Raw genomic sequence first — 20,264 nt, 5'->3', positions numbered from 1 at the left:
GCACCGACCGCGGCAACCACCGATGAACCCGCACCACCACAACCCCGCCCTCCATCACACGGTGTTGCAACAACCCCATGACCCCGAGACTCCTTGAGGGACCCAGAGTCCCTCAAGGAGGCCTTCACGGAGCGCCGCTCACGACCCGAGCCGGGCGGCCCTGCCTTTCGCCCCGCTCGCCCAGCACGCGCCGCGAGCACAGTCGACCGAGTCCAACGATCCGGTGTCGAACGACTTCCAGTGCCGTCCGCCGTCCGGGCTCAGATCGCTCCCGCCGGGGCCGACGGCGATGACCGTGTTCCCCAGCCAGGCCAGCCCGGAGCGGTAGCCGACCGGCGCCTCGGGCGGTGTCCGCCACGTGCGTCCTCTGTCGGCGCTCAGCGCGACCGCCGGACCCGGCGCGTTCGGCGCCGCGTAGTCGCCACCGATGGCCACGCCGTGCCGCGGGTCCCGGAACGTCACCGAGAAGACCCCGGCGGAGGCGCCACTGGGCAACGGGGTGTCCGCGGCCTCCCAGGTCTTCCCGCCGTCGCCGGAGTGCAGGACCCGCGCGCGGGCGCCACCGCCGGTCGCGATCCAGGCATCACGCGGGCCCGAGGTGGTGAGGCACTGGCCGCTGGCGGCGAACCCGAACTCGCCGTCGAGCGCGGGTACCATCCCCTCGGACGGCACGGGCTGCCAGGTCCGCCCGCCGTCCGAAGTGGACTGCAATCGGAACTTGCCGTCCACCGGATCGCTCATCGCGAGGCCGCGCCGGTGGTCGAAGAACGCGACGCAGTCGTAGAAGGCGGCCGGGTCACTGTTCTGGAAGGACAGTCGCCAGCTCTTGCCGCCGTCGTCGGTACGGTAGATCCGGGACGCGTCGCCAGGCCCGATGGACAGGGCGACGGCGTGATCGGCGTCGAATGCCTCGATGTCGCGGAAGTCGAGCGCCTCGGTGCCCGTCGGGGCGACCGGCTTCCAGGAACGGCCACGGTCGGTGGTGCGCAGTACGGTGCCCCCGCTCCCGCTGACCCACGCCGTGCGCGAGTCCACCGCGGCGAGTCCGCGCAACTGCGCGTCCGTACCCGTCGGAGTCTCCGTCCACCTCGGCTCGGGACATTCCGGCGCGGCTTGCGCGACCCCGGTGAACGCCAACGGGACGACCGCTCCCAGCAGGACCAGCAACGCACGGCGCATCGGCGCACCTCTCCCTCGGTCGAAGAACCGCGCGGGCAACCCTAGTCTGCTCGACGGCGACCTGGCGAGACCCGAATCAGCCGGACTCCCGCTCAAGATGATTCCGCACCTTCTCGACCGTCGGGAAGAGCAACCGGTGAGCGACAACGGCGTTGACGATCGTGAGGATCAGGGCGAGAACCGGCAGGAGCGTGTACATCACTATGCCGGGCGTTACTTCGATTCTGTCCTGGGGGTCGTATCGACCGGATGAGGCGACACGGGAAACATAAAAGATCAAGAAGATCGCCGTCGCGAAAAGAGCACCGCCGCACAACCCCGCCTCGACTCCTCGCAGGAGGATGGCGCCTTTCGTCTCCACGCTGCCGGTTCTCACGAGCGACCGTACCGTCATCATGGCGATACCCGACAACAACAGCGCAACGGCCGCGAAAGTAGCCATTCCCATGGTGACGACATTGGCGCCGTCACTCGACGTCGGAAGAATCCGCCCCGCGATCTGGATGACCACCACCATGGTCAGGCCGACGGCACCCGTTCCGATCCCGAGACTGGTGGCGATTTCGCGAATGGCGCCGATCATCGCGGGTGGGAGCGGACGATAGGGCTCCGTCGGCCACACGGTCGGATAGGTCACGATTGCCGCTTCCAGTCCGATGAATGCGACATCGATTCCGTGTTGGTCCTTGGCCACGTGGCACCGAGCGAGTTCACCTTGTCCTCGATAGCGGTTTGTTCCACCCCGATGCTGTTGGTGAGTGAATCCACCGCGCTGATGGTGGTGAAGATCGACGCGATGCCGGCGCCGAGCACGCCGATCAGAATCACGACCGCGGCCGGGATGCCGACAACGCTGATGGCACTGACGATGGCCACGGCGACAGCGATGCCCAAAGCCGAAAGGGTCCCATATATCTGAAGCCAGAAACTCTCCAGACCATTGGCGAGGTTGACGAGCGAGTTCCGGATCTGTAACCCCAGATCCTTGAGAGAGTTCAGCCCCGCGACCTGAGCGGGCACAGTGACCTTGTATGTCTCGGCCGCCTTGCCACTCCACTCGATGTTCGTCTTGAGCTTGTCGAGCGATACCGAGCCGGCGATCTCGCCGATACCGCTACCGATCCGATCGGACCACTCGGCGGCCGCTTGCCTCAGCCTGGCGGGATCTCCACGGTCCGTGACGAACTTCTTGGTCGCGTCCCATAGCTCGGTCACCTTCTGGTTGAGCTCGTTCATGACCCGGCGGACGGGTTCGATCAGATCCGAGAGGATGTCCGGCACCCAGCTCATCACGCTGTTCACCTGGTCGAACAACGCACGGATCTTGTCTTCGATTTCACGAAGCTTTTCCATCGACTGATCGATGACCGGATTCGCTCCAGCGGCCGTCATGGCGGATTCCCCTCGGATGTTTCGCTAGCCGCGGCCGGCGCGATCGATGTCGAGCGCGTGCTGGTCCTCGTCGTGGGCGTACCGGTCGGCGGCCGCGCGCAAGGAGGCGGACAGCGCGCGGAAGTTGCTTCCCGCTTGGTCGATCATGTCCTGGATGAGGGCGCGGGCCTGGTTGTACTGCTTGTCGAGTCCCTTCGCCGCCGCGTACGACATGACGTCGCCGGGTCCGAGGCCCAGCGGATCGATCGCCGCACGAGGAGCGGCGAGATCGTCCGCGGCCCTGTCCCACACGTTCGCGTCGGAACGAAGTGCGTCCAGCGCCAGCGCGATGTCGTAGTCGTCCGCCATTACGGCCGCTCCTCGCTGATCGACGGTTCGAGACCGACGCGGCGCGCCATCCGGTGCGGGTCGAAGAGCAGGCCCATGATCTCGGCGATCGCGGGTCCTTGCGGGCCGTCGGCGAGGCCCGCCGGAGCACTGGCCCCGCGAAGCCGGCGGAGCACGTCGAGGAGTTCGCTCTCGATCTCGCCCGTCCGGACCTGCGCCACCCAGGCCTGGTCCATTTCCACGTCGACGATCTGCCCATGGGTCACCGAGCCACGGACATGGCCACCACCGCTCTCGGCGGAGATGCGGCGGTCGACGACCTCGGCGGCCCGCTGAGTGAACTGTGCCAACTCGGCGGTCGCGGCTTCCACGAGACGAAGCATGTCTTGTGTGCCGAGGGGGACTCGTCGGCGATGGACGCCGGTGTCGCACCGAAGGTCGGCATGGCGGGCGGATTGCGGGCGACGTCGTCCACTTGCCGGGCCAAAGCCGCGATGGTGGCGGCGTTCGCCGCCGCTGCCACGGCGTTGTGCAGCCCGCGCGGGTCGACCGACCGTTTCCACTCCGGAGCGAGGACGTCCGCATCCGGTGAGACGACCACGGTGACGACACCGTCCTGATCCCGCCCGGCGATCCGGTCGGGTTCGGGAACCGGTTCAGCGGCGGACGACCTCGGTGGATCGTCGTCCTGTTCCAGCTCTTCCTCGAACGCCCACCGCTCGTCGTCCATCCTCGCCCTCCCCGGCTCAGAACCCACAGCGACCTCCACGGTACCTGGAGTGACGATCGCGTGTCGGCCGGCTCTGAGCCGGGGGTCGATCAGAGCGAGGAAATGAGCCTTTCGACCCGTTCGTCCACCGAACGGAACGGGTCCTTGCACAGCACGGTCCGCTGCGCCTGGTCGTTCAGCTTGAGGTGCACCCAGTCCACGGTGAAGTCACGCCCGGCGGCCTGCGCGGCGGCGATGAAGTCGCCGCGCAGCTTCGCGCGCGTGGTCTGCGGCGGGGTGTCCTTGGCCAGTTCGATCTCGCCGTCGTCGGTGACCCGCCGCACGAGGCCCTTCCGCTGCAGCAAGTCGAAGATGCCACGGCCGCGCCGGATGTCGTGGTAGGCCAGGTCGAGCTGGGCGATCCGCGGGCTCGACAGGTCGAGGTCGTGCTTGTTGCGGTAGCGCTCGACCAGCCGGTGCTTGATCGCCCAGTCGATCTCGGTGTCGATCTTGCTGAAGTCCTGCTGCTCGACCGCCTCCAGCGCCCTGCCCCACAGCTCGACGACGCGCTCGGACTGCGGCGACGAACCGGTCTCCTTGACGTGCTGGACGGCACGCGCGTGGTACTCGCGCTGGATGTCGAGCGCGGACGCCTCGCGGCCGCCGGCGAGCCGCACCTGGCGGCGGCCGGTGAGGTCGTGGCTGATCTCGCGGATGGCCCTTATCGGGTTGTCCAGGGTGAAGTCGCGGAACTGGACACCCGCCTCGATCATCTCCAGCACCAGATGCGCCGAGCCGACCTTGAGCATCGTGGTCGGTTCGGCCATGTTGGAGTCGCCGACGATCACGTGCAGGCGCCGGTAGCGTTCGGCGTCGGCGTGCGGCTCGTCGCGTGTGTTGATGATCGGCCGCGAGCGCGTGGTGGCGCTGGAGACGCCTTCCCAGATGTGTTCCGCTCGCTGGGACAGGCAGTAAACCGCGCCGCGCGGCGTCTGCAGCACCTTGCCCGCGCCGCAGATCAGCTGCCGGGTCACCAGGAACGGCAGCAGCACGTCGGCGATCCGGGAGAACTCCCCGGCACGGGTCACGAGGTAGTTCTCGTGGCAGCCGTAGGAGTTGCCCGCCGAGTCGGTGTTGTTCTTGAACAGGAAGATGTCACCGCCGATGCCCTCGTCCGCCAGCCGCCGCTCGGCGTCGACGAGGAGGTCCTCGAGGATGCGCTCCCCGGCCTTGTCATGGGTGACGAGCTGGACGAGGTCGTCGCATTCGGCCGTCGCGTACTCCGGGTGGGAGCCCACGTCGAGGTAGAGCCGCGAGCCGTTCGACAGGAAGACGTTCGACGAACGCCCCCAGGACACGACACGCCGAAACAGGTAACGCGCCACTTCGTCCGGGGAGAGCCTGCGTTGCCCATGAAAGGTGCACGTGACCCCGAACTCGGTCTCGATGCCAAAGATCCGCCGCTGCATTCCACCAGAGTAGGCGGTGAGGGCCCGGTGACGGTGCGCCGTTCGGGCGGCGACACGCGGTCGGTACGTTGCATTCGGTGAAAGGTGTGCGGGAAGTCCCGATCGGGTATCACGCGCATGACGTCCCGACCCGGAAGCGGTGAATCCGTGTTAAAGCAGCTCAAACGCCCTTTCCGCAAGGTCGGAAGGACTGACCGGAGGCTGATGGCCCGGAGCTCCGCGCTCCCGAGGACGCGGGCCGACGACGTGATCACCTCGCTCTCCAAAAGTGCGGACAAATCCAAGCTTTGGTGGTGTGTCGCGGTCCTGCTCGCGGCGAAGAAGGGGCCGACGCGCCGGGGCGCGCTCCGCGGCGTGGCGGCCATCGCCGGGGCCAGCGCCGCGGCGAACCTGATCGGCAAGCCGCTGTTCCCCCGCCGCCGTCCCGCGGCCGAAGAAGTGCCGATGCACCGGCGCCTCGTCCGGCGGCCGACCTCGTCGTCGTTCCCGTCCGGTCACTCGGCGTCGGCCGCGGCCTTTGTCACGGCGGTCGCGATGGAATCGCCCAAGACCGGCGCCGCACTCGTCCCGCTGGCCGCCGCCGTGGCCTATTCCCGGGTCCATACAGGCGTCCACTGGCCCAGCGACGTCGGCGTGGGCATCGGCATCGGTATCGGCGCCGGCCTGCTGACACGGCACTGGTGGCCGCTGCACCCCGACGTCCCAGGACGCACCGCGCACACCGCCGAAGCGCCGGAGATGCGCGACGGGGAGGACATGCTCGTCCTGGTCAACCCGCATTCGGGAATCGACGGCCAGGACCCGACCGAGGAAGCCCGCTTCGCCTGGCCCAAGGCCACCATCCTGTACCCGGACGCGAAACGGGATCTGCGCGAGCAGCTCTGCGACGAGATCGCCGCCCGTGACAACACCGTGCGCGCGCTCGGTGTCGCCGGCGGTGACGGGACGGTCGCCGCGGTGGCCGCCGTCGCGTCCGACCACGACCTGCCGCTCGCGCTCATCCCGGCCGGCACCCTCAACCACTTCGCCCGCGACGTCGGCATGCGCTCGATGCCCGACGCGGACGCCGCCACCGAAGCGGGCAACGCCGTCGGCGTCGACCTCGGCGAGGTCGAGATCAACGACGGCGACGACCATCGCTACTTCGTGAACACCGCCAGTCTCGGCGGCTACCCGGAAATGGTCCGGGTCCGGGAAAGGCTGCAGAAGCGGCATCCGAAGTGGCCGTCCGCGGCGATCGCGCTCGCCCGCACCCTCCGGCGCGCGAAACCGCTCGAAGTGACCCTCAACGGCAAGCACACCAGCATCTGGCTGCTGTTCGTCGGCAACGGCACCTACTCGCCGAAGGGGCTCGCGCCTTCGCGCCGCCCGGCGCTCGACACCGGTCTTCTCGACGTCCGCTACTTGCGGGCCGACGTGCCGTACTCGCGGGCACGGTTCATCCTCGCCACGATCACGAACAGCCTCAACGCCAGCCACGTCTACCAGGAACTCGACGTCCCGGAGCTGCACGTCCGGCTGCTCGACGGCAACCGCCGCGTCGCCACCGACGGCGAGGTCGGCCCGCTCGGCAACGACTTCCGCTTCCGGTCGCGGCCCAGCGCGCTCACCATCTACCGGCTCTAAGCCTCCAGCAGGGCGCTGCCCAGCGGCGTCAACGAGTGCAGCACCGCATTGCGGTCACGTTCGGTGGTGATCAGCCCCGCGCGCCGCAACACGGAGGTGTGCTTGCTGACCGCCGACGGACTCACGCCGAGCTGGGCGGCCAGCTCCGACGTGCTGCGGCCGACCGCGAGAACAGCCAACGTCGCCGCCCTGGTCGGCCCGAGCAGGGCGGCCAGGGCGGTGTCCGGCGATCTTCGTACGTCGCGGCCGTACCCGGTCGATTGGGCCGCCTGCCGCACCGACGGGTAGAGCAGCCGGACGGGTCCACGGTCCGTCGCCGGGACGACCACCGGGCACACCGCGAAGTACGTCGGCGAAATCATCAGCCCCGCGCCGTCCGCGCCGCAGGAGCCGACGATCCCGTCGCCGACCTCCAGCACCGGGGACGACCAGCGCACCAGCGGCCGCAGGCTCGTCAGCGCCGCGTCCACCCCTTCGTTCAGCATCAGCTGCGCACGCATCCCCCGGTCCGCGTCCACCTGGGCCCGCGCCGCTTCCCATCCCGGCGCCAGCGAGAGGTCGAAATAGTCCTGCATCGCCTGGACGAGCTTCGGCAGCCCGGCGGTGTCCCCATCCGGCAATCCGGCCGCCCACGCGGGCAGCTCCCGGTTCACCGCGACATCGCGCAACGCCGCCTTCAAGCCCACGGAGTCGGTCCGGGCGATCTCCGCGAGCCCCGCCTCCAAACCGGCTTCGTCGGCTTCCGGAACGAGAAACGCCGGAATCGGCGCGTACGGCCGGCACAACCACAGCAGCACCGAAGCCGACTCCATCAGCCCGAGCCGGACACGGTGCCGCCACCGGTTGAACAACGCCGAGCCTGCGTCGCGCCGCTGCAGGATCTGAAGACTGGAAACCAGTTCGGCCAAGGGATCCGCTTCGGGCGCGAGCCGGACGCGTGTCAGGTCCTGCAACGTCAGCTCGATTCGCACGGATACCCTCGCCTTGCTCGAAGTCGTCGCCGTGTGATCGCGAACCAGGCCATTCCGTTACATCGCTGAACTGCCCTTTTGCCGCTCCCGGAAATCTCCTCGACGGCCGTGGTTCAGACCTGAATGATGTTCGGAGAAGGCCCGCTTCTCGGGGGTTTACGCGGAGCCTTCCACGAGGGGGATTCACCGGCAGTGCCTTCGGGCCGTGATTCGCCGCGGCCTGACGACGGCTGCCTTTTCCCTTCACCTCACTGGGAGAAAACGCTTTCCACAAAGGGGAAAGAAAATGACGAAAATGAAGCGCCTGGCGGGAATCATCGCCGCCGCCGCGGGTGTCCTGACCCTGGTCACCGCACCCGCCGCCACCGCGGCCCCGCAGCCCACCGGCGACGGGTTCAAGACGGTCAGCGTGCACGGGATGAAGCTCATCCCGGTCAAGCGCACCTCCACCGGCGCGCGCACGCAGGCCGCCGGAGTCGCCGACGCGGACATGTTCCTCATCCCGTCCGGGCTCGACGCGAACAAGTGCTGGGACGCCGACCTGAACACCATCAACCGCAACGGCACCAGGATGCAGCTCTGGGACTGCAACTTCGACGCGGATCACCAGGCGTTCTACATCACCGACAACCCCGAGGGCTACACCCGCTTCCAGAACGTGGCCAGCGGCCGCTACCTGGACGCGGACCTCAACACCATCAACAAGAACGGCACCATCGTCCAGCTGTGGGACTTCATCGCCGGTGCCAAGAACCAGTGGTGGGGCGGCACCGTCAACCCCGAGGGTTACGTCCGCTTCCAGAACCCGAGCAGCGGCCGTTACCTGACCGCTGAGGGCAACTCGGCCGCCAACGGCACGCGGCTCCAGCTGTGGAGCTTCATCGCCGGTGGCCGCAGCCAGTGGTGGGGCAACGGCCCCGCCTGAGGCCGAACCGGTCGCTTGACCGACGCGACCTGACGCCGTGAAGGCCTCCTTCCCTACTCTCAAGGTAGGGAAGGAGGCCTTCACGGCGTTCGGCTATGGGAGGCACCTGCCACATCGGGAGCAGCAGGAAGGCCCCCTTCCTTGCGTCCAGCGCAAGGAAGGGGGCCTTCCTGTACTTGAGACTCAGTCCTTCTTGGACTCGCCCTCGGCTTCGTCCTCCGCGGGCTCCTCCGGCTCGGGGGGCAGAAGTGCGTCGAGCGCGGCGCCGGCGACCCGGCGGAACTTACGTCCGCGCCGATCCCGCTCCAGGACGGCGACCTCGAGCTTCACCGGGTCCGAGTCGCCGTTCGTGGGCGTGGGTGTGTTGGCGCGCAACGCCTTCACCGCGACGCCGAGCGCCGCTTCCAGCTCCATGTCGGACTCGAAGCTGTCCTTGAGCTTCGTGGTGAGCGTGTCGGCCTGACCGCCCATCACGACGAACTTCGGCTCGTCGAAGATCGAACCGTCGTAGGTCAGCCGGTACAGCTGATCCTCGGCCGCGGTCGCGCCGACCTCGGCGACGCAAACCTCCACCTCGAACGGCTTCAGCTGCTCGGTGAAGATGCTGCCCAGCGTCGCGGCATACGCGTTCGCCAGCGCACGCGCGCTGACGTCCCGCCGGTCGTACTGGTAGCCCTTCAGGTCCGCGTGCCGGATGCCGGCGACGCGAAGGTTCTCGAACTCGCTGTAGCGGCCCACGGCCGCGAAACCGATCCGGTCGTAGATCTCCGACACCTTGTGCAACGTCGCCGAGGGGTTCTCGGCCACGAACAGCACGCCACCGCGGTACTTGAGCACGACCACGCTCCGGCCGCGCGCGATGCCCTTGCGCGCGATCTCGGAACGCTCCCGCATCAGCTGCTCGGGAGAGGCGTACAACGGCATCGTCACTGTGGTGCTCCGCTCTTTCGGGCTCTCATCGGGAAGGGGACAGGGAGAGGGCTAGCGCCCGCGCTCGGCTCGTGCGGCCACGATGGCCTCGGCCACCGCGGTCGTCTGCTCGAGCGGCACCGCCACCGCACCCTGCTCCGCGGTGACCGTCACGATCGTCGGGAAGATCCGGCGTACCAGATCCGGGCCGCCGGTCGCGGTGTCGTCGTCCGCCGCGTCGTACAACGCCTCCACCGCCGTCCGGATCGCGGCTTCGACGTCCGCGTCCGGGTCGTACAGCTTCTTCAGCGAGCCCTTCGCGAACAGTGATCCCGAGCCGATGGCGTGGTAGCCGGCGCTCTCCTCGTAACGTCCGCCGGTCGCGTCGTACGAGACGATCCGGCCCGCGTGCTTAGCGTCCTCCGCGTCGAGGTCGTACCCGACGAACAACGGCAGCACGGCCAGCCCCGCCATCGCCATCTCGAGATTGGACTTCACCAGCCCGGCGAGCTTGTTCGTCTTGCCGTCGAGCGAGAGCGAAACACCCTCGATCTTCTCGTAGTGCGCCAGTTCGACCGCGTACAGCCGCACCATCTCGATCGCGAGCCCGGCAGAGCCCGCGATGCCCACCGCCGAGTACTCGTCGGTGAGATGCACCTTCTCCATGTCACGCGAAGCGATCAGATTGCCCGACGTGGCCCGCCGGTCACCGGCGATCAGCACCCCGCCCGCGAACTTGACCGCGACGATCGTCGTCCCGTGCGGGGCGTCCAGCCCACCCGCCCCGGTCGAGACCCGCCGCTCCGGGAGCAGCTCGGGCGCCTGCGCCCGAAGGAAGTCCGAGAACGACGAGGTCGCCGACGAGAAGTACGCGGCGGGCAGCGCCGACTTACCCGAGGTGTGTTCCATACGTGCTCAAAGTTCCAATCTGTGTGATCCGCCGGCTCCGCACAGGCGGCCGCCCTGGCCGCCGGAAGACGAGTTACTCGCCGCCCTTTTGCACGTAGGCGCGGACGAAGTCCTCGGCGTTCTCCTCGAGCACGTCGTCGATCTCGTCGAGGATCGTGTCGACGTCCTCGCCGAGCTTCTCGCGCCGTTCCTGACCCGCCGGACCGCCGTCCTCGAACTCTTCGTCCGAGTCGCCGCCGCCGTGCTTTTCGATCTTTTCCTGAGCCATCTCGCCTCCCGGTGTGGCCGATGTTTCCTAGCCTACCCAGCGGTCCCGACATTCCGTGGGATCCGTGATCGCTTAACCCCGATGAAAGGAAATCCCGCTAGTCCGAACCGGTGAGCGCCTCCACCAGCTCCTCGGCGGTCGCGGAGTCGTCCAGCAACTTCCCCACGTGGGCCTTCGTGCCCCGCAACGGCTCCAACGTCGGGATCCGCACCAGCGATTCCCTGCCGACGTCGAAGATGACCGAATCCCAGGACGCCGCGGCGATGGAGTTGGCGTACTTCTCCAGCGCGCGGCCCCGGAAATAGGCCCTGGTGTCCGAAGGCGGCGTCGTGACCGCCTCCAGCACCTCCTCCTCGGTGACCAGGCGCTTCATCGAACCCCTGGTGACGAGCCTGTTGTACAGGCCCTTGTCCAAGCGGACATCCGAGTACTGCAGGTCGACCAGCCGCAACCGCGGCGCGCCCCAGGCCAGCTGGTCCCGCGCGCGGTAGCCCTCGAGCAACCGCAGCTTCGCCGGCCAGTCCAGCCTGTCCGCGCATTCCTGGGGGTCCCGCGCCAGTGCGTCCAGGATCTCGCCCCAGACCCGCAGGACCTCCTTGGAGGCCTCGTCCGCGCCGGTGCGCTCCAGGTTCGCCGACGCGATCTCGTGATAGGCGAACTGGAGGTCCAGCCCGGTGTACTTGCGCCCGTTGGCCAGCGACACCTTCGCCTTCAGCGTCGGGTCGTGGCTGATCTGGTGCACGGCCCGCACCGGCTCGTCCAGCTTCAGGTCGTCGAACCGGATGCCCGCCTCGATCAGGTCCAGCACCAGCGCCGTCGTGCCGACCTTGAGGTACGTGGAGTACTCGGCCAGGTTCGCGTCGCCGATGATGACGTGCAGACGACGGTACTTGTCCGCGTCGGCGTGCGGCTCGTCGCGAGTGTTGATGATCCCGCGCTTGAGCGTCGTCTCCAGGCCGACCTCGACCTCGATGTAGTCGGAGCGCTGCGACAGCTGGAAACCGGCTTCCTCGCTCTGCTGCCCGACACCGACCCGTCCCGAACCGGTCATCACCTGCCGGGACGCGAAGAACGGCGTCAGCCCCGCGATCACCGCGGTGAACGGCGTCGAGCGCTGCATCAGGTAGTTCTCGTGCGTGCCGTAGCTCGCGCCCTTGCCGTCGACGTTGTTCTTGTACAACTGCAAAGGCGGCTGACCCGGGACGGTGGCTGCCTTGCGCGCCGCCTCCTCCATGACCCGTTCGCCCGCCTTGTCCCAGATGACCGCGTCGCGCGCGTTCGTCACCTCGGGGGCCGAGTACTCCGGGTGCGCGTGGTCGACGTACAGCCGCGCCCCGTTGGTCAGGATGACGTTCGCCGCGCCGAGGTCCTCGACGTCCGGATCGTGCCCGGGGCCGCTCGGGCCGGTCAGGTCGAACCCGCGGGCGTCGCGCAGTGGCGATTCCACCTCGTAGTCCCACCGTGCCCGCCTCGCCCGCGGGATGTCGGCCGCGGCCGCGTAGGCCAGCACGACCTGGGTCGAGGTGAGTACCGGGTTCGCCGTCGCGTCGCCCGGCACCGCGATGCCGTACTCGACTTCGGTTCCCATGATCCGCCGCATACCCACCACCCTACGGGGTCGGGGCCGTGCGACGATGCCCCCCATGTCAGGCAGTGACGAACTCGTTGCGCTCTATGACCTCGACGGAACCGCGGTGGGAGCGGGCACCCGGTCCCGGGTCCGCGCCGAGGGACTGTGGCACGCGGCGGGCGTGGTGTTGGTCCGTTCGAGTGGCGGAGGTTCCGTTTACGTGCACCTGCGTACTCCCACGAAGGACGTCTATCCCTCCACTTGGGACTGCTGGGCGGGCGGCATCGTCGCGGCGGGTGAGACACCGGAGGAGTGCGCGCGCCGGGAACTCGCCGAAGAACTGGGTGTTCACGGAGTCGAACTGCGGCCGCTTTTCGTCCATGTCACCGACGACGACACGATCCGCTGCCACAACTTCGCGTTCGAAACGCGCTGGGACGGCCCCTTCGTCCACCAACCGTCCGAAGTCGTGGAAGGACGTTGGCTGACACTGGCCGAGTTGCGTTCGTGGCTCGACGATCCGGAGAGCCGGTTCATCCCGGACGGCCGTCTCGGCGCGCTGGAGTGGTTCCGGCGAGAAGGGGCCTAGGCCGAACGGAGGCGCTGCGCGACGATCGGCAACAGCCGCTTCGCCGCGTCCGTCGCCCGCGCCTCGGTTCCGGCCGTCACGCTGAGGGCGGAGACCAGTTTCCCCTTGGCGAGCAACACCGTGCACGTCGTGCCCTCGCACCAGGCACGCTGGATCTCGACGCCGGCTTGCTTCGTCAGCGTGAGCTTCTTGCCTTCGCAGTCCGCCTGGGCGACGACGTCCGAGGCGTCACGGTCGGTGTACTCGGTGACCTGGTGCTCAAGTGTCGAGCCGCTCGGATACGACCACGTCGCCGAGCGGCTCGTGGCGCGGGTGAGTCCGGTCAGACAGCCGGACACCTTGCTCTCACCGGGAACGACTTCTTCCTCGACGACGTCCTCGTCGGTCAGCAGCGCCGCGGAAACGGCCGCTGGGACCGGAGCTCGTGTCGAGGACGGCGGCACCGGCGCGGCCTGCGGCTTCACCGACGGCTGCGCGGGTTCGACCGTGGGCGTCGGCGCCGGGTCGTCGTAATAGGTGTCGAGGTCGTTGGGGCGGTCCGCGCAGCCCGACAAACCGAACAGCGCGACCGTCGCCACCGCGAGCACCTGCCGATGACGCACCCTCAAGCCTCCCCGGTGACCCGCCAGACGTTTGCCGCGAGAGTAGTCCAGCCCCTCAATGCCAGCCGAGGCAGGACCGGTGCCGCCAGTAGGCGACCGGTTCTTCCGCGAGCGCGGCCAGCTCCGAGAGTTCGTCCGCGGTCGGCTTCACCTGCGTGGCAAGGAGATTCTCCGCGAGCTGGGCGGTACTCGACGGGCCGATGACCGCGACCGGCCGCCAGTCCTGCGCCAGCACGGCCGCGATCGCCACCGCGTCCGGACCGGCCCCGTGCTCCCGCGCGATCCGCGCGAGCGGTGGCGGCGGCTCGACCACCAGCCGTCCGTTCGCGACGGTTTCCTTGACCAGCACCCGTTTCCCGGCGGCGTGCGCTTCCGCGAGCGCCGGGCCGACGGAGGGTTCGAGCAGGTTCCACGTCGACTGCACGGCACTGAAGACCGGCGTTCCGGAGACCTCCAGCTCGAACGCCCGGCGGACCGCGTCGGCCTGCGCGGGGCCGGAGGTGGAGAACCCCACCGGGACACCGTCGGCGGCGAGTTCGGCCAGCGCGCCGATCAACCGGTCGTCATCGAACAGCGGACTGTCCACAGTGAGCGAGTGGACTTGGTAGAGGGAGACCGCTTTACCCAGCAGGTCAACGGTTTCCGCCCACTGCTCGCCGAACCGCGCCGCGGTGTGCTCCTTGACCTCGTGCACCTCCGCGTCGAGCTTCCACTCCCCTACGTAGCGGTAGCCCCATTTGCTCGACACCGTCACGTCCGCGGGGGCGCGATCGGCTAGCCAACCAGCGAGGAACTCCTCCGAGGAACCATACGAACGGGCGACATCGATCCACCGGACGCCCGCGCGGTACGCGTCGTCCAGTACGTCGTAGGTCGCCGCGCGCATCGCCTCGAACCCGCGTCCGGGCGGCAGCGCGTCGGCCGGGCCGAGGTTGATGTACGCGGGCCTGCCGAGCGCCGCCAGTCCGACGGCGATCCGGTCGCCGACGTGGGTTTCCGAGGCTGTCACCGGGCTCCTTCGTTCTTGTGGCGGAGGATCGCGAGCCACTGGCTCGAGTTCTGCGCCTGCCGATGGAGCTTTTCGAGGCGGGCCGCCGGGGCTCGAACGTAACCCTTGCCGAAGACGGGCGCGATCTGACGGAGGCTGGCGCCTTCCTCCCTGGCGGCGAGCAGTGCCCAGTCGGAGGCGTCGGCGCAGGCCGCGGAGGCGCGGCGCAGCTCCCCCAGGATCTCGATGAGTTCCGGGGCGCTCACCTCCCCCGCTCGTACGGCGGCCGCCGTCGTTTCCAGCCACGCCAGGACATCGGCCTCGGTGATCGGCGCGCGCGGGCGCCCAGCGGATTCGCTCACGGCCGATGAGTATAGGTCGTTATACGCACGGCGTGCGGGACCGCCACGCGGAGATGTGGGACACGTCGTCCGAAAACCGCTGGAGTACACAGTGGATTCCCGATTCACTGAGCCGGAAGACGCGAACTCGGGAGAAGGACAATTGGGACGTTTCAGTATCGCGATCCGGTTCGCGGCACTCGCGATCGTGTGGGGCGCGAGTTTTCTGTTCATCAAGGTCGGCCTCACCGGCCTGTCGCCCGCTCAGGTGGCGCTCTCGCGCGTCTGCCTCGGCGCGGTGGCCCTGATCGCCATCGCCGCTTGGCGCCGCAAGCCACTCCCCCGTGATCCGGCGCTCTGGGGCCATCTCGCGGTGGTTTCCGTGCTGCTGTGCGTGATCCCGTTCCTCCTGTTCTCCTGGGCCGAGCAGTACATCTCGTCCGGACTCGCCAGCATCTTCAACGCGACGACCCCGCTGATCACCATGCTCATCGCCGCCGCGGCTCTGCCGTCGGAACGGTTCACGAAGGCCCGGACGGCCGGCCTGATCCTCGGCTTCCTCGGCGTGCTCACCATCGTCGGGGTCTGGCAAGGGATCGACGTCTCCCACGAACTGACCGCACAACTGGCGTGCCTCGGCGCGACGACCTGTTACGGGATCTCGTTCGTCTACGTGCGACGGTTCATCTCCTGGCGGAATCTCGACGCGCCGACGATCGCACTCGGGCAGGTTTGCTGCGGTGCCGTCGTGATGCTGCTGCTCGCACCGTTCATCGCGACGACGCCGGTGCGCCTCGACACGCCGATCGTCCTCAGCATGATCGCCCTCGGCGCGCTGGGCACCGGGCTCGCCTACGCCTGGAACGCGTCGATCATCGCGGCGTGGGGCGCGTCGAACGCGTCTGCCGTGACTTACCTCACACCTGTCGTCGGCGTACTGCTCGGTGTCCTGGTCCTCGACGAACCCTTGGCGTGGAACCAGCCTGTCGGCGCACTGCTCGTCGTCCTCGGCATCCTGGCCGCACACGGACGGCTGAGCGTGCGCAAGAAGGTCCGGGAACCCGTCCCCGTGTGACGCGAAAGGGCCCTTCACCGCAAGCGCTGCGGCGAAGGGCCCTTTCGGCTTGCCCTCTACAGGTACTGACCGGTGTTCGTGGCGGTGTCGATCGCCCGCCCCGAATCCTGGTTCTTGCCGGTGACGAGCGTGCGGATGTAAACGATCCGCTCGCCCTTCTTGCCGGAGATCCGGGCCCAGTCGTCCGGGTTGGTGGTGTTGGGCAGGTCCTCGTTCTCCGCGAACTCGTCGACTATCGCGTCCAGCAGATGCTGCACGCGCAGGCCGGGCTGCTGGGTCTCCAGCACCGACTTGATCGCCGACTTCTTCGCCCGGTCCACGATGTTCTGGATCATCGCGCCCGAGTTGAAGTCGCGGAAGTACAGGACTTCCTTGTCACCGTTGGCATAGGTGACCTCGAGGAACCGGTTCTCGTCCGTCTCCTCGTACATCCGCTCGACCGTGTGCTGGATCATCGCGTCGAACGTCGCCCTGCGGTCCCCGCCGAACTCGGCGAGGTCGTCCGCGTGGATCGGCAGGCCATCGGACAGGTACTTGGAGAAGATGTCCTTCGCGCCTTCGGCGTCCGGACGCTCGATCTTGATCTTGACGTCGAGCCGGCCCGGCCGCAGGATCGCCGGGTCGATCATGTCTTCACGGTTGGAGGCGCCGATGACGATGACGTTCTCCAGGCCCTCGACACCGTCGATCTCCGAGAGCAGCTGCGGGACGATCGTGGTCTCCACGTCGGAGGACACGCCCGAACCGCGGGTGCGGAAGATCGAGTCCATCTCGTCGAAGAACACGATCACCGGGGTGCCTTCGGAGGCCTTTTCCCGAGCCCGCTGGAAGATCAGGCGGATATGCCGCTCGGTCTCCCCGACGAACTTGTTCAGCAGCTCCGGACCCTTGATGTTCAGGAAGTAGGACTTCCCGTCCGCCTTGTCACCGCGGGCTTCCGCGACCTTCTTGGCGAGCGAGTTGGCCACCGCCTTGGCGATGAGGGTCTTACCGCAGCCAGGAGGCCCGTAGAGCAGCACGCCCTTCGGCGGCCGCAATTGGTACTCCTGGTAGAGATCCGCGTGCAGGAACGGAAGCTCGACGGCGTCACGGATCTGCTCGATCTGCCGGGTGAGGCCACCGATGTCCTCGTATTGGACGTCGGGCACCTCCTCCAGCACGAGATCCTCGACCTCTGCCTTCGGCACGCGCTCGTAGGCATAGCCGGCTTTCGAGTCGACCAGCAGGGAATCGCCCGGTTTGAGGGGCTGTTCGGCCAGCGGATCGGAGAGCAGGACGACCCGCTCCTCGTCCGCGTGCCCGACCACGAGCGCACGGAGGCTGCCGCCCTCGACGTCCGGGGCCAGCACCTCGCGCAACGCGCAGACCTCGCCGATCCGCTCGAAGTCGCCGCCTTCGACGACGGTGAGCGCCTCGTTGAGCCGCAACGCCTGTCCGCGCTGCAGCGATGACACCTCGACCGCTGGTGAGACCGAGACCCGCATCTTGCGGCCCGCGGTGAACACGTCCACCGTGTTGTCCTCGTACGCGGTCACGAACACGCCGTAACCGCTCGGAGGCTGGGCCAGCCTGTCGACCTCCTCCCGCAACGCGAGCAACTGGCCACGCGCCTCGCGGAGCGTCTCGACCAGTTTCGTGTTGCGTTCCGTGAGTTGGCTCACTCGTTCCGACGCCTCGGCGAGTCGCTGCTCCAGCACTCGGTTCTGACGTGGCGAATCGGTGAGCTTCCGGCGCAGCAGGGCGACTTCCTCCTCGAGGAAGCGAACTTGACGTGCCTGCTCGTCGGACGTGATCTCGGCTCCGGTCGTTTCTGAAGGGTCGGCCTCCTCGCGCCGACCTCCGGGAAGGTCATGATGCATCGGGCACCTCCTCGGAGTGCTTTTCATTCCACGGTACCGGCGATCACCGACAATAAAAGGCCTTTCCGCATCACAAGATCGGCGCGTCGCGTTCCGGACGATCCCGCAGCACGTACCTTCACCACGCGCAAGGGGCCATCCCGGTGCCGGGTCGGACACTCCCATGGTCACAATCCGTCCACCTACCCTGACCTGCGGCGGAATACCCGGCTCCGTCCGGGTGCAAACGGGTTTCCGGTCTCAGTTCGGCCCTAATCGAGCGGCGATCCGGGTCGATGGCTAGCATCGAGCGACGTTCGCCGGGGAGGTCGACCGGCGCGTCGTGTTGAGCATTTTCGCAGAACAGCTAGGGGGCAACAGCCATGACTTACCCGCCGCAGCAGCCCGGCGGCTACGGACAAGATCCGTACGGCCAGCAGGGCGGGTACCCGCAGAGCGGCCCCCAGCCGCAGCAGGGATACCCCGGGGGTGGCCAGTACGGCCAGGACCCGTACGGCCAGCAGCAAGGTGGCTACCCGCAGAGCGGACCACAGCCCCAGCAGGGATACCCGGGCGGCACGCAGCAGTTCGGCCAGCCGGATCCCTATGGCCAGCAGGGCGGCTACAACGCGTACCCGCAGGAAGGCGGCGGTTACGGAGGCGAGCCGCCCAAGAAAAAGAAGACGGGCCTGATCGTCGGCATCGCGATCGGTGCGGTCGTGCTGGTCGGCGGTGGTGTCACCGCCCTCGTCATCGCGCTGAACTCCGGTGACGACAACCCGACCGCCGCGCCGCCAGCCAGCAGCGCGGCCCCGTCGGAGGCTCCGTCCTCGTCGTCACAGAAGCCGAGCTCGACCCGGAGCAAGTCCAGCTCGCCGAGCACGTCGGCGACCAAGAGCTCCGGTCCGGCGCCCGGCGGGAAAGCCACGCCTCAAGAGGTCTTCGAAAGTGCGGCGACCTCCTACAGCGCGGGCGACAAGAAGGCGTTCCTCGACCTGATCTGCCGCAGCGAGAACACCAAGGACGAGGGCAAGCCGCTCGACCCCATCAAGCTCGAGATCACCGAGCCCGCCAAGGAAAGCGGCGACCGGGCGACCGGCCGTTACCGCGCGACCCAAGGCACCAAGACGGCGGAAGGCACCATCACCGCGGCCAAGGAGTCGGAACTGTGGTGCCTCAAGGACATCAAGGCCGACAAGAAGTGACCCACCGGTGACGGTGAGCCACAAGCTGACCGCCGCCGCCGCGGTTTGTGGCGCGGTCGTGGCCGGGGTCGTGGTGGGGCTGCTGCTGGTGGCCCCATCCGGCTCCGACCCGGCCGCGTCGAGCACCGTCACGCCCTCGCCACAGCCGAGCTCGTCCCGTCCGGTCCCGGTGGATCCGGACGTGGCCGCCGTCGAGGTCGTCGGCAAGGCGATCGCCGCGGCCATCGTCAACCACGACGCGACGGCGTTCGGCAAGCTCACCTGCGTCCAGCAGTCCTCGGCCGATCTGGCCGAGCTCAAGCGGAAGTGGGAAGCGGCGGGCAAGGTTTCGGCGACCGTCCCCGACCCGCCCGCGGTAAAGGGCGACTCCGCGACCGTGACCGTGCACGTCGAGGGCGCGGGCGGCCAGAAGGACACGCCGTTCCCGCTCAAGAAACGCGACGGCGAGTGGTGCGTGCCCTGACATCGCGCCGATGCCGGGTCTTGCGGGGCCTTCACGGCCCCGCAAGCACAACCCGAGGGTCAGCCCTTGCCGGAGCGGCGGTGGACCCGAGGCGACACGGTCCCGTCGGCCAGACGGCGCGCCGTCAGCAGGAACGCGGTGTGCGCGACCATCCGGTGATCCGGCCGCACCGCGAGGCTCACGACGTGCCAGGGCCGCATGAGGGTCTCCCACGATTCCGGCTCGGTCCAGCACTGCTGGTCCCGCAAGGCTTCCGTGATCCGCGAAAGCTGTGTGACCGTCGCCACATAAACCGTCAGCACGCCTCCGGGCACCAGATGCGCGGCGACCGTCTCGAGCTGGTCCCATGGCGCCAGCATGTCGAGGACGACCCGGTCGACCTCGCCGGTGTGCGTCGACAGGTCCGCGACCGTGAGCGACCAGTTGTCCGGTTTGTGGCCGAAGAACTTTTCGACGTTCCGCTCGGCGTGTTCGGCGTGGTCGTCCCGGATCTCGTAGGACTGCACGGTGCCTTCCGCACCGACCGCCCGCAGCAGCGAACAGGTCAGCGCGCCGGAGCCGGCGCCCGCCTCGAGCACCCGTGCTCCCGGGAAAATATCGCCCCACATCACGATCTGCGCGGCGTCCTTCGGGTAGATCACCTGCGCGCCACGCGGCATCGACAACACGTAGTCCGGAAGCAGCGGGCGAAGCGCCAGATAGTGGCTGCCGCCCGCCGAGGTGACGACCGAACCCTCCTGCGCTCCGATCACGTCGTCGTGCGCCAGCGCGCCGCGATGGGTGTGATACTGCTGCCCCTCGGCGAGGACCATGGTGTAGTGCCGCCCCTTGGAGTCGGTCAGCTGAACCCGGTCACCAATACGAAACGGCCCACGGACCGACACTGAACCTCCACACGCGCGCGAACAA

At 68.2% G+C, this 20,264-nt stretch carries 23 protein-coding genes; 6 read left to right on the top strand and 17 right to left on the bottom strand.

The window, feature by feature from the left end; genetic code table 11:
- Nucleotides 1-138: 138 nt before the first annotated feature.
- From DL991_RS42505 to pafA, 7 genes are all read right to left on the bottom strand, one after another.
- Entirely contained in the window at nt 139-1,179 is a 1,041-nt protein-coding gene (locus DL991_RS42505) for an oxidoreductase (RefSeq protein WP_125790012.1), read from the bottom strand.
- Nucleotides 1,180-1,255: 76 nt separating this feature from the next.
- Nucleotides 1,256-1,816 carry a hypothetical protein gene (locus DL991_RS42500; protein ID WP_233599331.1) on the bottom strand — a complete coding sequence of 187 codons (561 nt, stop codon included), beginning with the start codon at nt 1,814-1,816 and terminating at the stop codon, nt 1,256-1,258.
- On the bottom strand, nt 1,813-2,571 hold the full coding sequence (locus tag DL991_RS42495; RefSeq protein WP_125790011.1) for a hypothetical protein: 759 nt from the start codon (nt 2,569-2,571) through the stop codon (nt 1,813-1,815). The genes DL991_RS42500 and DL991_RS42495 overlap by 4 nt, the downstream gene beginning before the upstream one ends.
- Before the next feature lie 24 nt (nt 2,572-2,595).
- The gene (locus tag DL991_RS42490) at nt 2,596-2,919 is read right to left on the bottom strand and encodes a hypothetical protein (protein WP_125790010.1); all 324 of its coding nucleotides are present in this window, start codon (nt 2,917-2,919) and stop codon (nt 2,596-2,598) included.
- Nucleotides 2,919-3,164, bottom strand: a complete 246-nt coding sequence (locus DL991_RS42485; protein ID WP_125790009.1) for a hypothetical protein — start codon at nt 3,162-3,164, stop codon at nt 2,919-2,921. The genes DL991_RS42490 and DL991_RS42485 overlap by 1 nt, the downstream gene beginning before the upstream one ends.
- Nucleotides 3,161-3,628 (bottom strand): hypothetical protein, encoded by a 468-nt coding sequence (locus DL991_RS42480; RefSeq protein ID WP_125790008.1) that lies wholly within the window; start codon nt 3,626-3,628, stop codon nt 3,161-3,163. The genes DL991_RS42485 and DL991_RS42480 overlap by 4 nt, the downstream gene beginning before the upstream one ends.
- A gap of 89 nt (nt 3,629-3,717) precedes the next feature.
- On the bottom strand, nt 3,718-5,076 hold the full coding sequence (gene pafA, locus DL991_RS42475; RefSeq protein WP_037319655.1) for a Pup--protein ligase: 1,359 nt from the start codon (nt 5,074-5,076) through the stop codon (nt 3,718-3,720).
- Nucleotides 5,077-5,223: 147 nt separating this feature from the next.
- Between pafA and DL991_RS42470 the strand changes: the two genes are divergently transcribed.
- Nucleotides 5,224-6,702 carry a bifunctional phosphatase PAP2/diacylglycerol kinase family protein gene (locus DL991_RS42470; RefSeq protein WP_125790007.1) on the top strand — a complete coding sequence of 493 codons (1,479 nt, stop codon included), beginning with the start codon at nt 5,224-5,226 and terminating at the stop codon, nt 6,700-6,702.
- On the opposite strand, the gene DL991_RS42465 is transcribed toward DL991_RS42470, so the two are convergent.
- On the bottom strand, nt 6,699-7,673 hold the full coding sequence (locus DL991_RS42465) for a helix-turn-helix transcriptional regulator (protein ID WP_125790006.1): 975 nt from the start codon (nt 7,671-7,673) through the stop codon (nt 6,699-6,701). The genes DL991_RS42470 and DL991_RS42465 overlap by 4 nt on opposite strands.
- A gap of 286 nt (nt 7,674-7,959) precedes the next feature.
- On the opposite strand from DL991_RS42465, the gene DL991_RS42460 reads away from it, so the two are divergent.
- Nucleotides 7,960-8,598 (top strand): RICIN domain-containing protein, encoded by a 639-nt coding sequence (locus DL991_RS42460; RefSeq protein ID WP_125790005.1) that lies wholly within the window; start codon nt 7,960-7,962, stop codon nt 8,596-8,598.
- 183 nt (nt 8,599-8,781) lie between these two features.
- Here DL991_RS42460 and prcA read toward each other — a convergent pair whose 3' ends face one another.
- The 4 genes from prcA to dop form a co-directional block, all read right to left on the bottom strand.
- A complete protein-coding gene (gene prcA, locus DL991_RS42455; RefSeq protein ID WP_125790004.1) occupies nt 8,782-9,528 on the bottom strand; it encodes a proteasome subunit alpha in 747 nt (248 codons plus the stop codon).
- A gap of 51 nt (nt 9,529-9,579) precedes the next feature.
- Entirely contained in the window at nt 9,580-10,416 is an 837-nt protein-coding gene (gene prcB / locus DL991_RS42450; RefSeq protein ID WP_125790003.1) for a proteasome subunit beta, read from the bottom strand.
- A gap of 73 nt (nt 10,417-10,489) precedes the next feature.
- Entirely contained in the window at nt 10,490-10,684 is a 195-nt protein-coding gene (locus DL991_RS42445) for a ubiquitin-like protein Pup (protein WP_037319666.1), read from the bottom strand.
- Nucleotides 10,685-10,781: 97 nt separating this feature from the next.
- The gene (dop, locus tag DL991_RS42440; RefSeq protein ID WP_125790002.1) at nt 10,782-12,284 is read right to left on the bottom strand and encodes a depupylase/deamidase Dop; all 1,503 of its coding nucleotides are present in this window, start codon (nt 12,282-12,284) and stop codon (nt 10,782-10,784) included.
- A 43-nt stretch (nt 12,285-12,327) separates the two neighbouring features.
- Between dop and DL991_RS42435 the strand changes: the two genes are divergently transcribed.
- On the top strand, nt 12,328-12,843 hold the full coding sequence (locus DL991_RS42435; RefSeq protein WP_125790001.1) for an NUDIX domain-containing protein: 516 nt from the start codon (nt 12,328-12,330) through the stop codon (nt 12,841-12,843).
- Here the strand turns inward: DL991_RS42435 and DL991_RS42430 are convergent.
- From DL991_RS42430 to DL991_RS42420, 3 genes are read right to left on the bottom strand one after another with little or no spacing between them, the layout of a single operon-like run.
- Nucleotides 12,840-13,445 carry a hypothetical protein gene (locus DL991_RS42430; RefSeq protein ID WP_125790000.1) on the bottom strand — a complete coding sequence of 202 codons (606 nt, stop codon included), beginning with the start codon at nt 13,443-13,445 and terminating at the stop codon, nt 12,840-12,842. The genes DL991_RS42435 and DL991_RS42430 overlap by 4 nt on opposite strands.
- Nucleotides 13,446-13,500: 55 nt before the next feature.
- Entirely contained in the window at nt 13,501-14,454 is a 954-nt protein-coding gene (locus DL991_RS42425; protein ID WP_125789999.1) for an aldo/keto reductase, read from the bottom strand.
- Nucleotides 14,451-14,795 carry a hypothetical protein gene (locus tag DL991_RS42420; RefSeq protein WP_125789998.1) on the bottom strand — a complete coding sequence of 115 codons (345 nt, stop codon included), beginning with the start codon at nt 14,793-14,795 and terminating at the stop codon, nt 14,451-14,453. Before DL991_RS42420 ends, DL991_RS42425 begins: the two co-directional genes overlap by 4 nt.
- Before the next feature lie 142 nt (nt 14,796-14,937).
- Between DL991_RS42420 and DL991_RS42415 the strand changes: the two genes are divergently transcribed.
- A complete protein-coding gene (locus DL991_RS42415; protein ID WP_125789997.1) occupies nt 14,938-15,849 on the top strand; it encodes a DMT family transporter in 912 nt (303 codons plus the stop codon).
- Nucleotides 15,850-15,905: 56 nt separating this feature from the next.
- On the opposite strand, the gene arc is transcribed toward DL991_RS42415, so the two are convergent.
- Complete coding sequence (arc, locus tag DL991_RS42410; RefSeq protein ID WP_125789996.1) at nt 15,906-17,708, bottom strand: proteasome ATPase; 1,803 nt, start codon at nt 17,706-17,708, stop codon at nt 15,906-15,908.
- Nucleotides 17,709-18,070: 362 nt separating this feature from the next.
- Between arc and DL991_RS42405 the strand changes: the two genes are divergently transcribed.
- A complete protein-coding gene (locus tag DL991_RS42405) occupies nt 18,071-18,892 on the top strand; it encodes a hypothetical protein (RefSeq protein ID WP_125789995.1) in 822 nt (273 codons plus the stop codon).
- 7 nt (nt 18,893-18,899) lie between these two features.
- On the top strand, nt 18,900-19,355 hold the full coding sequence (locus DL991_RS42400; RefSeq protein ID WP_125789994.1) for a hypothetical protein: 456 nt from the start codon (nt 18,900-18,902) through the stop codon (nt 19,353-19,355).
- A gap of 59 nt (nt 19,356-19,414) precedes the next feature.
- Here the strand turns inward: DL991_RS42400 and DL991_RS42395 are convergent, their stop codons facing one another.
- Complete coding sequence (locus DL991_RS42395) at nt 19,415-20,239, bottom strand: tRNA (adenine-N1)-methyltransferase (RefSeq protein WP_125789993.1); 825 nt, start codon at nt 20,237-20,239, stop codon at nt 19,415-19,417.
- Between the last annotated feature and the right edge of the window lie 25 nt (nt 20,240-20,264).

It is taken from the genome of Amycolatopsis sp. WAC 01375 (genome assembly GCF_003947325.1).
Lineage (GTDB): Bacteria > Actinomycetota > Actinomycetes > Mycobacteriales > Pseudonocardiaceae > Amycolatopsis.
Note: the sequence above shows the minus strand (reverse complement) of the source record. Positions and strands in the feature narration are given on the sequence as shown.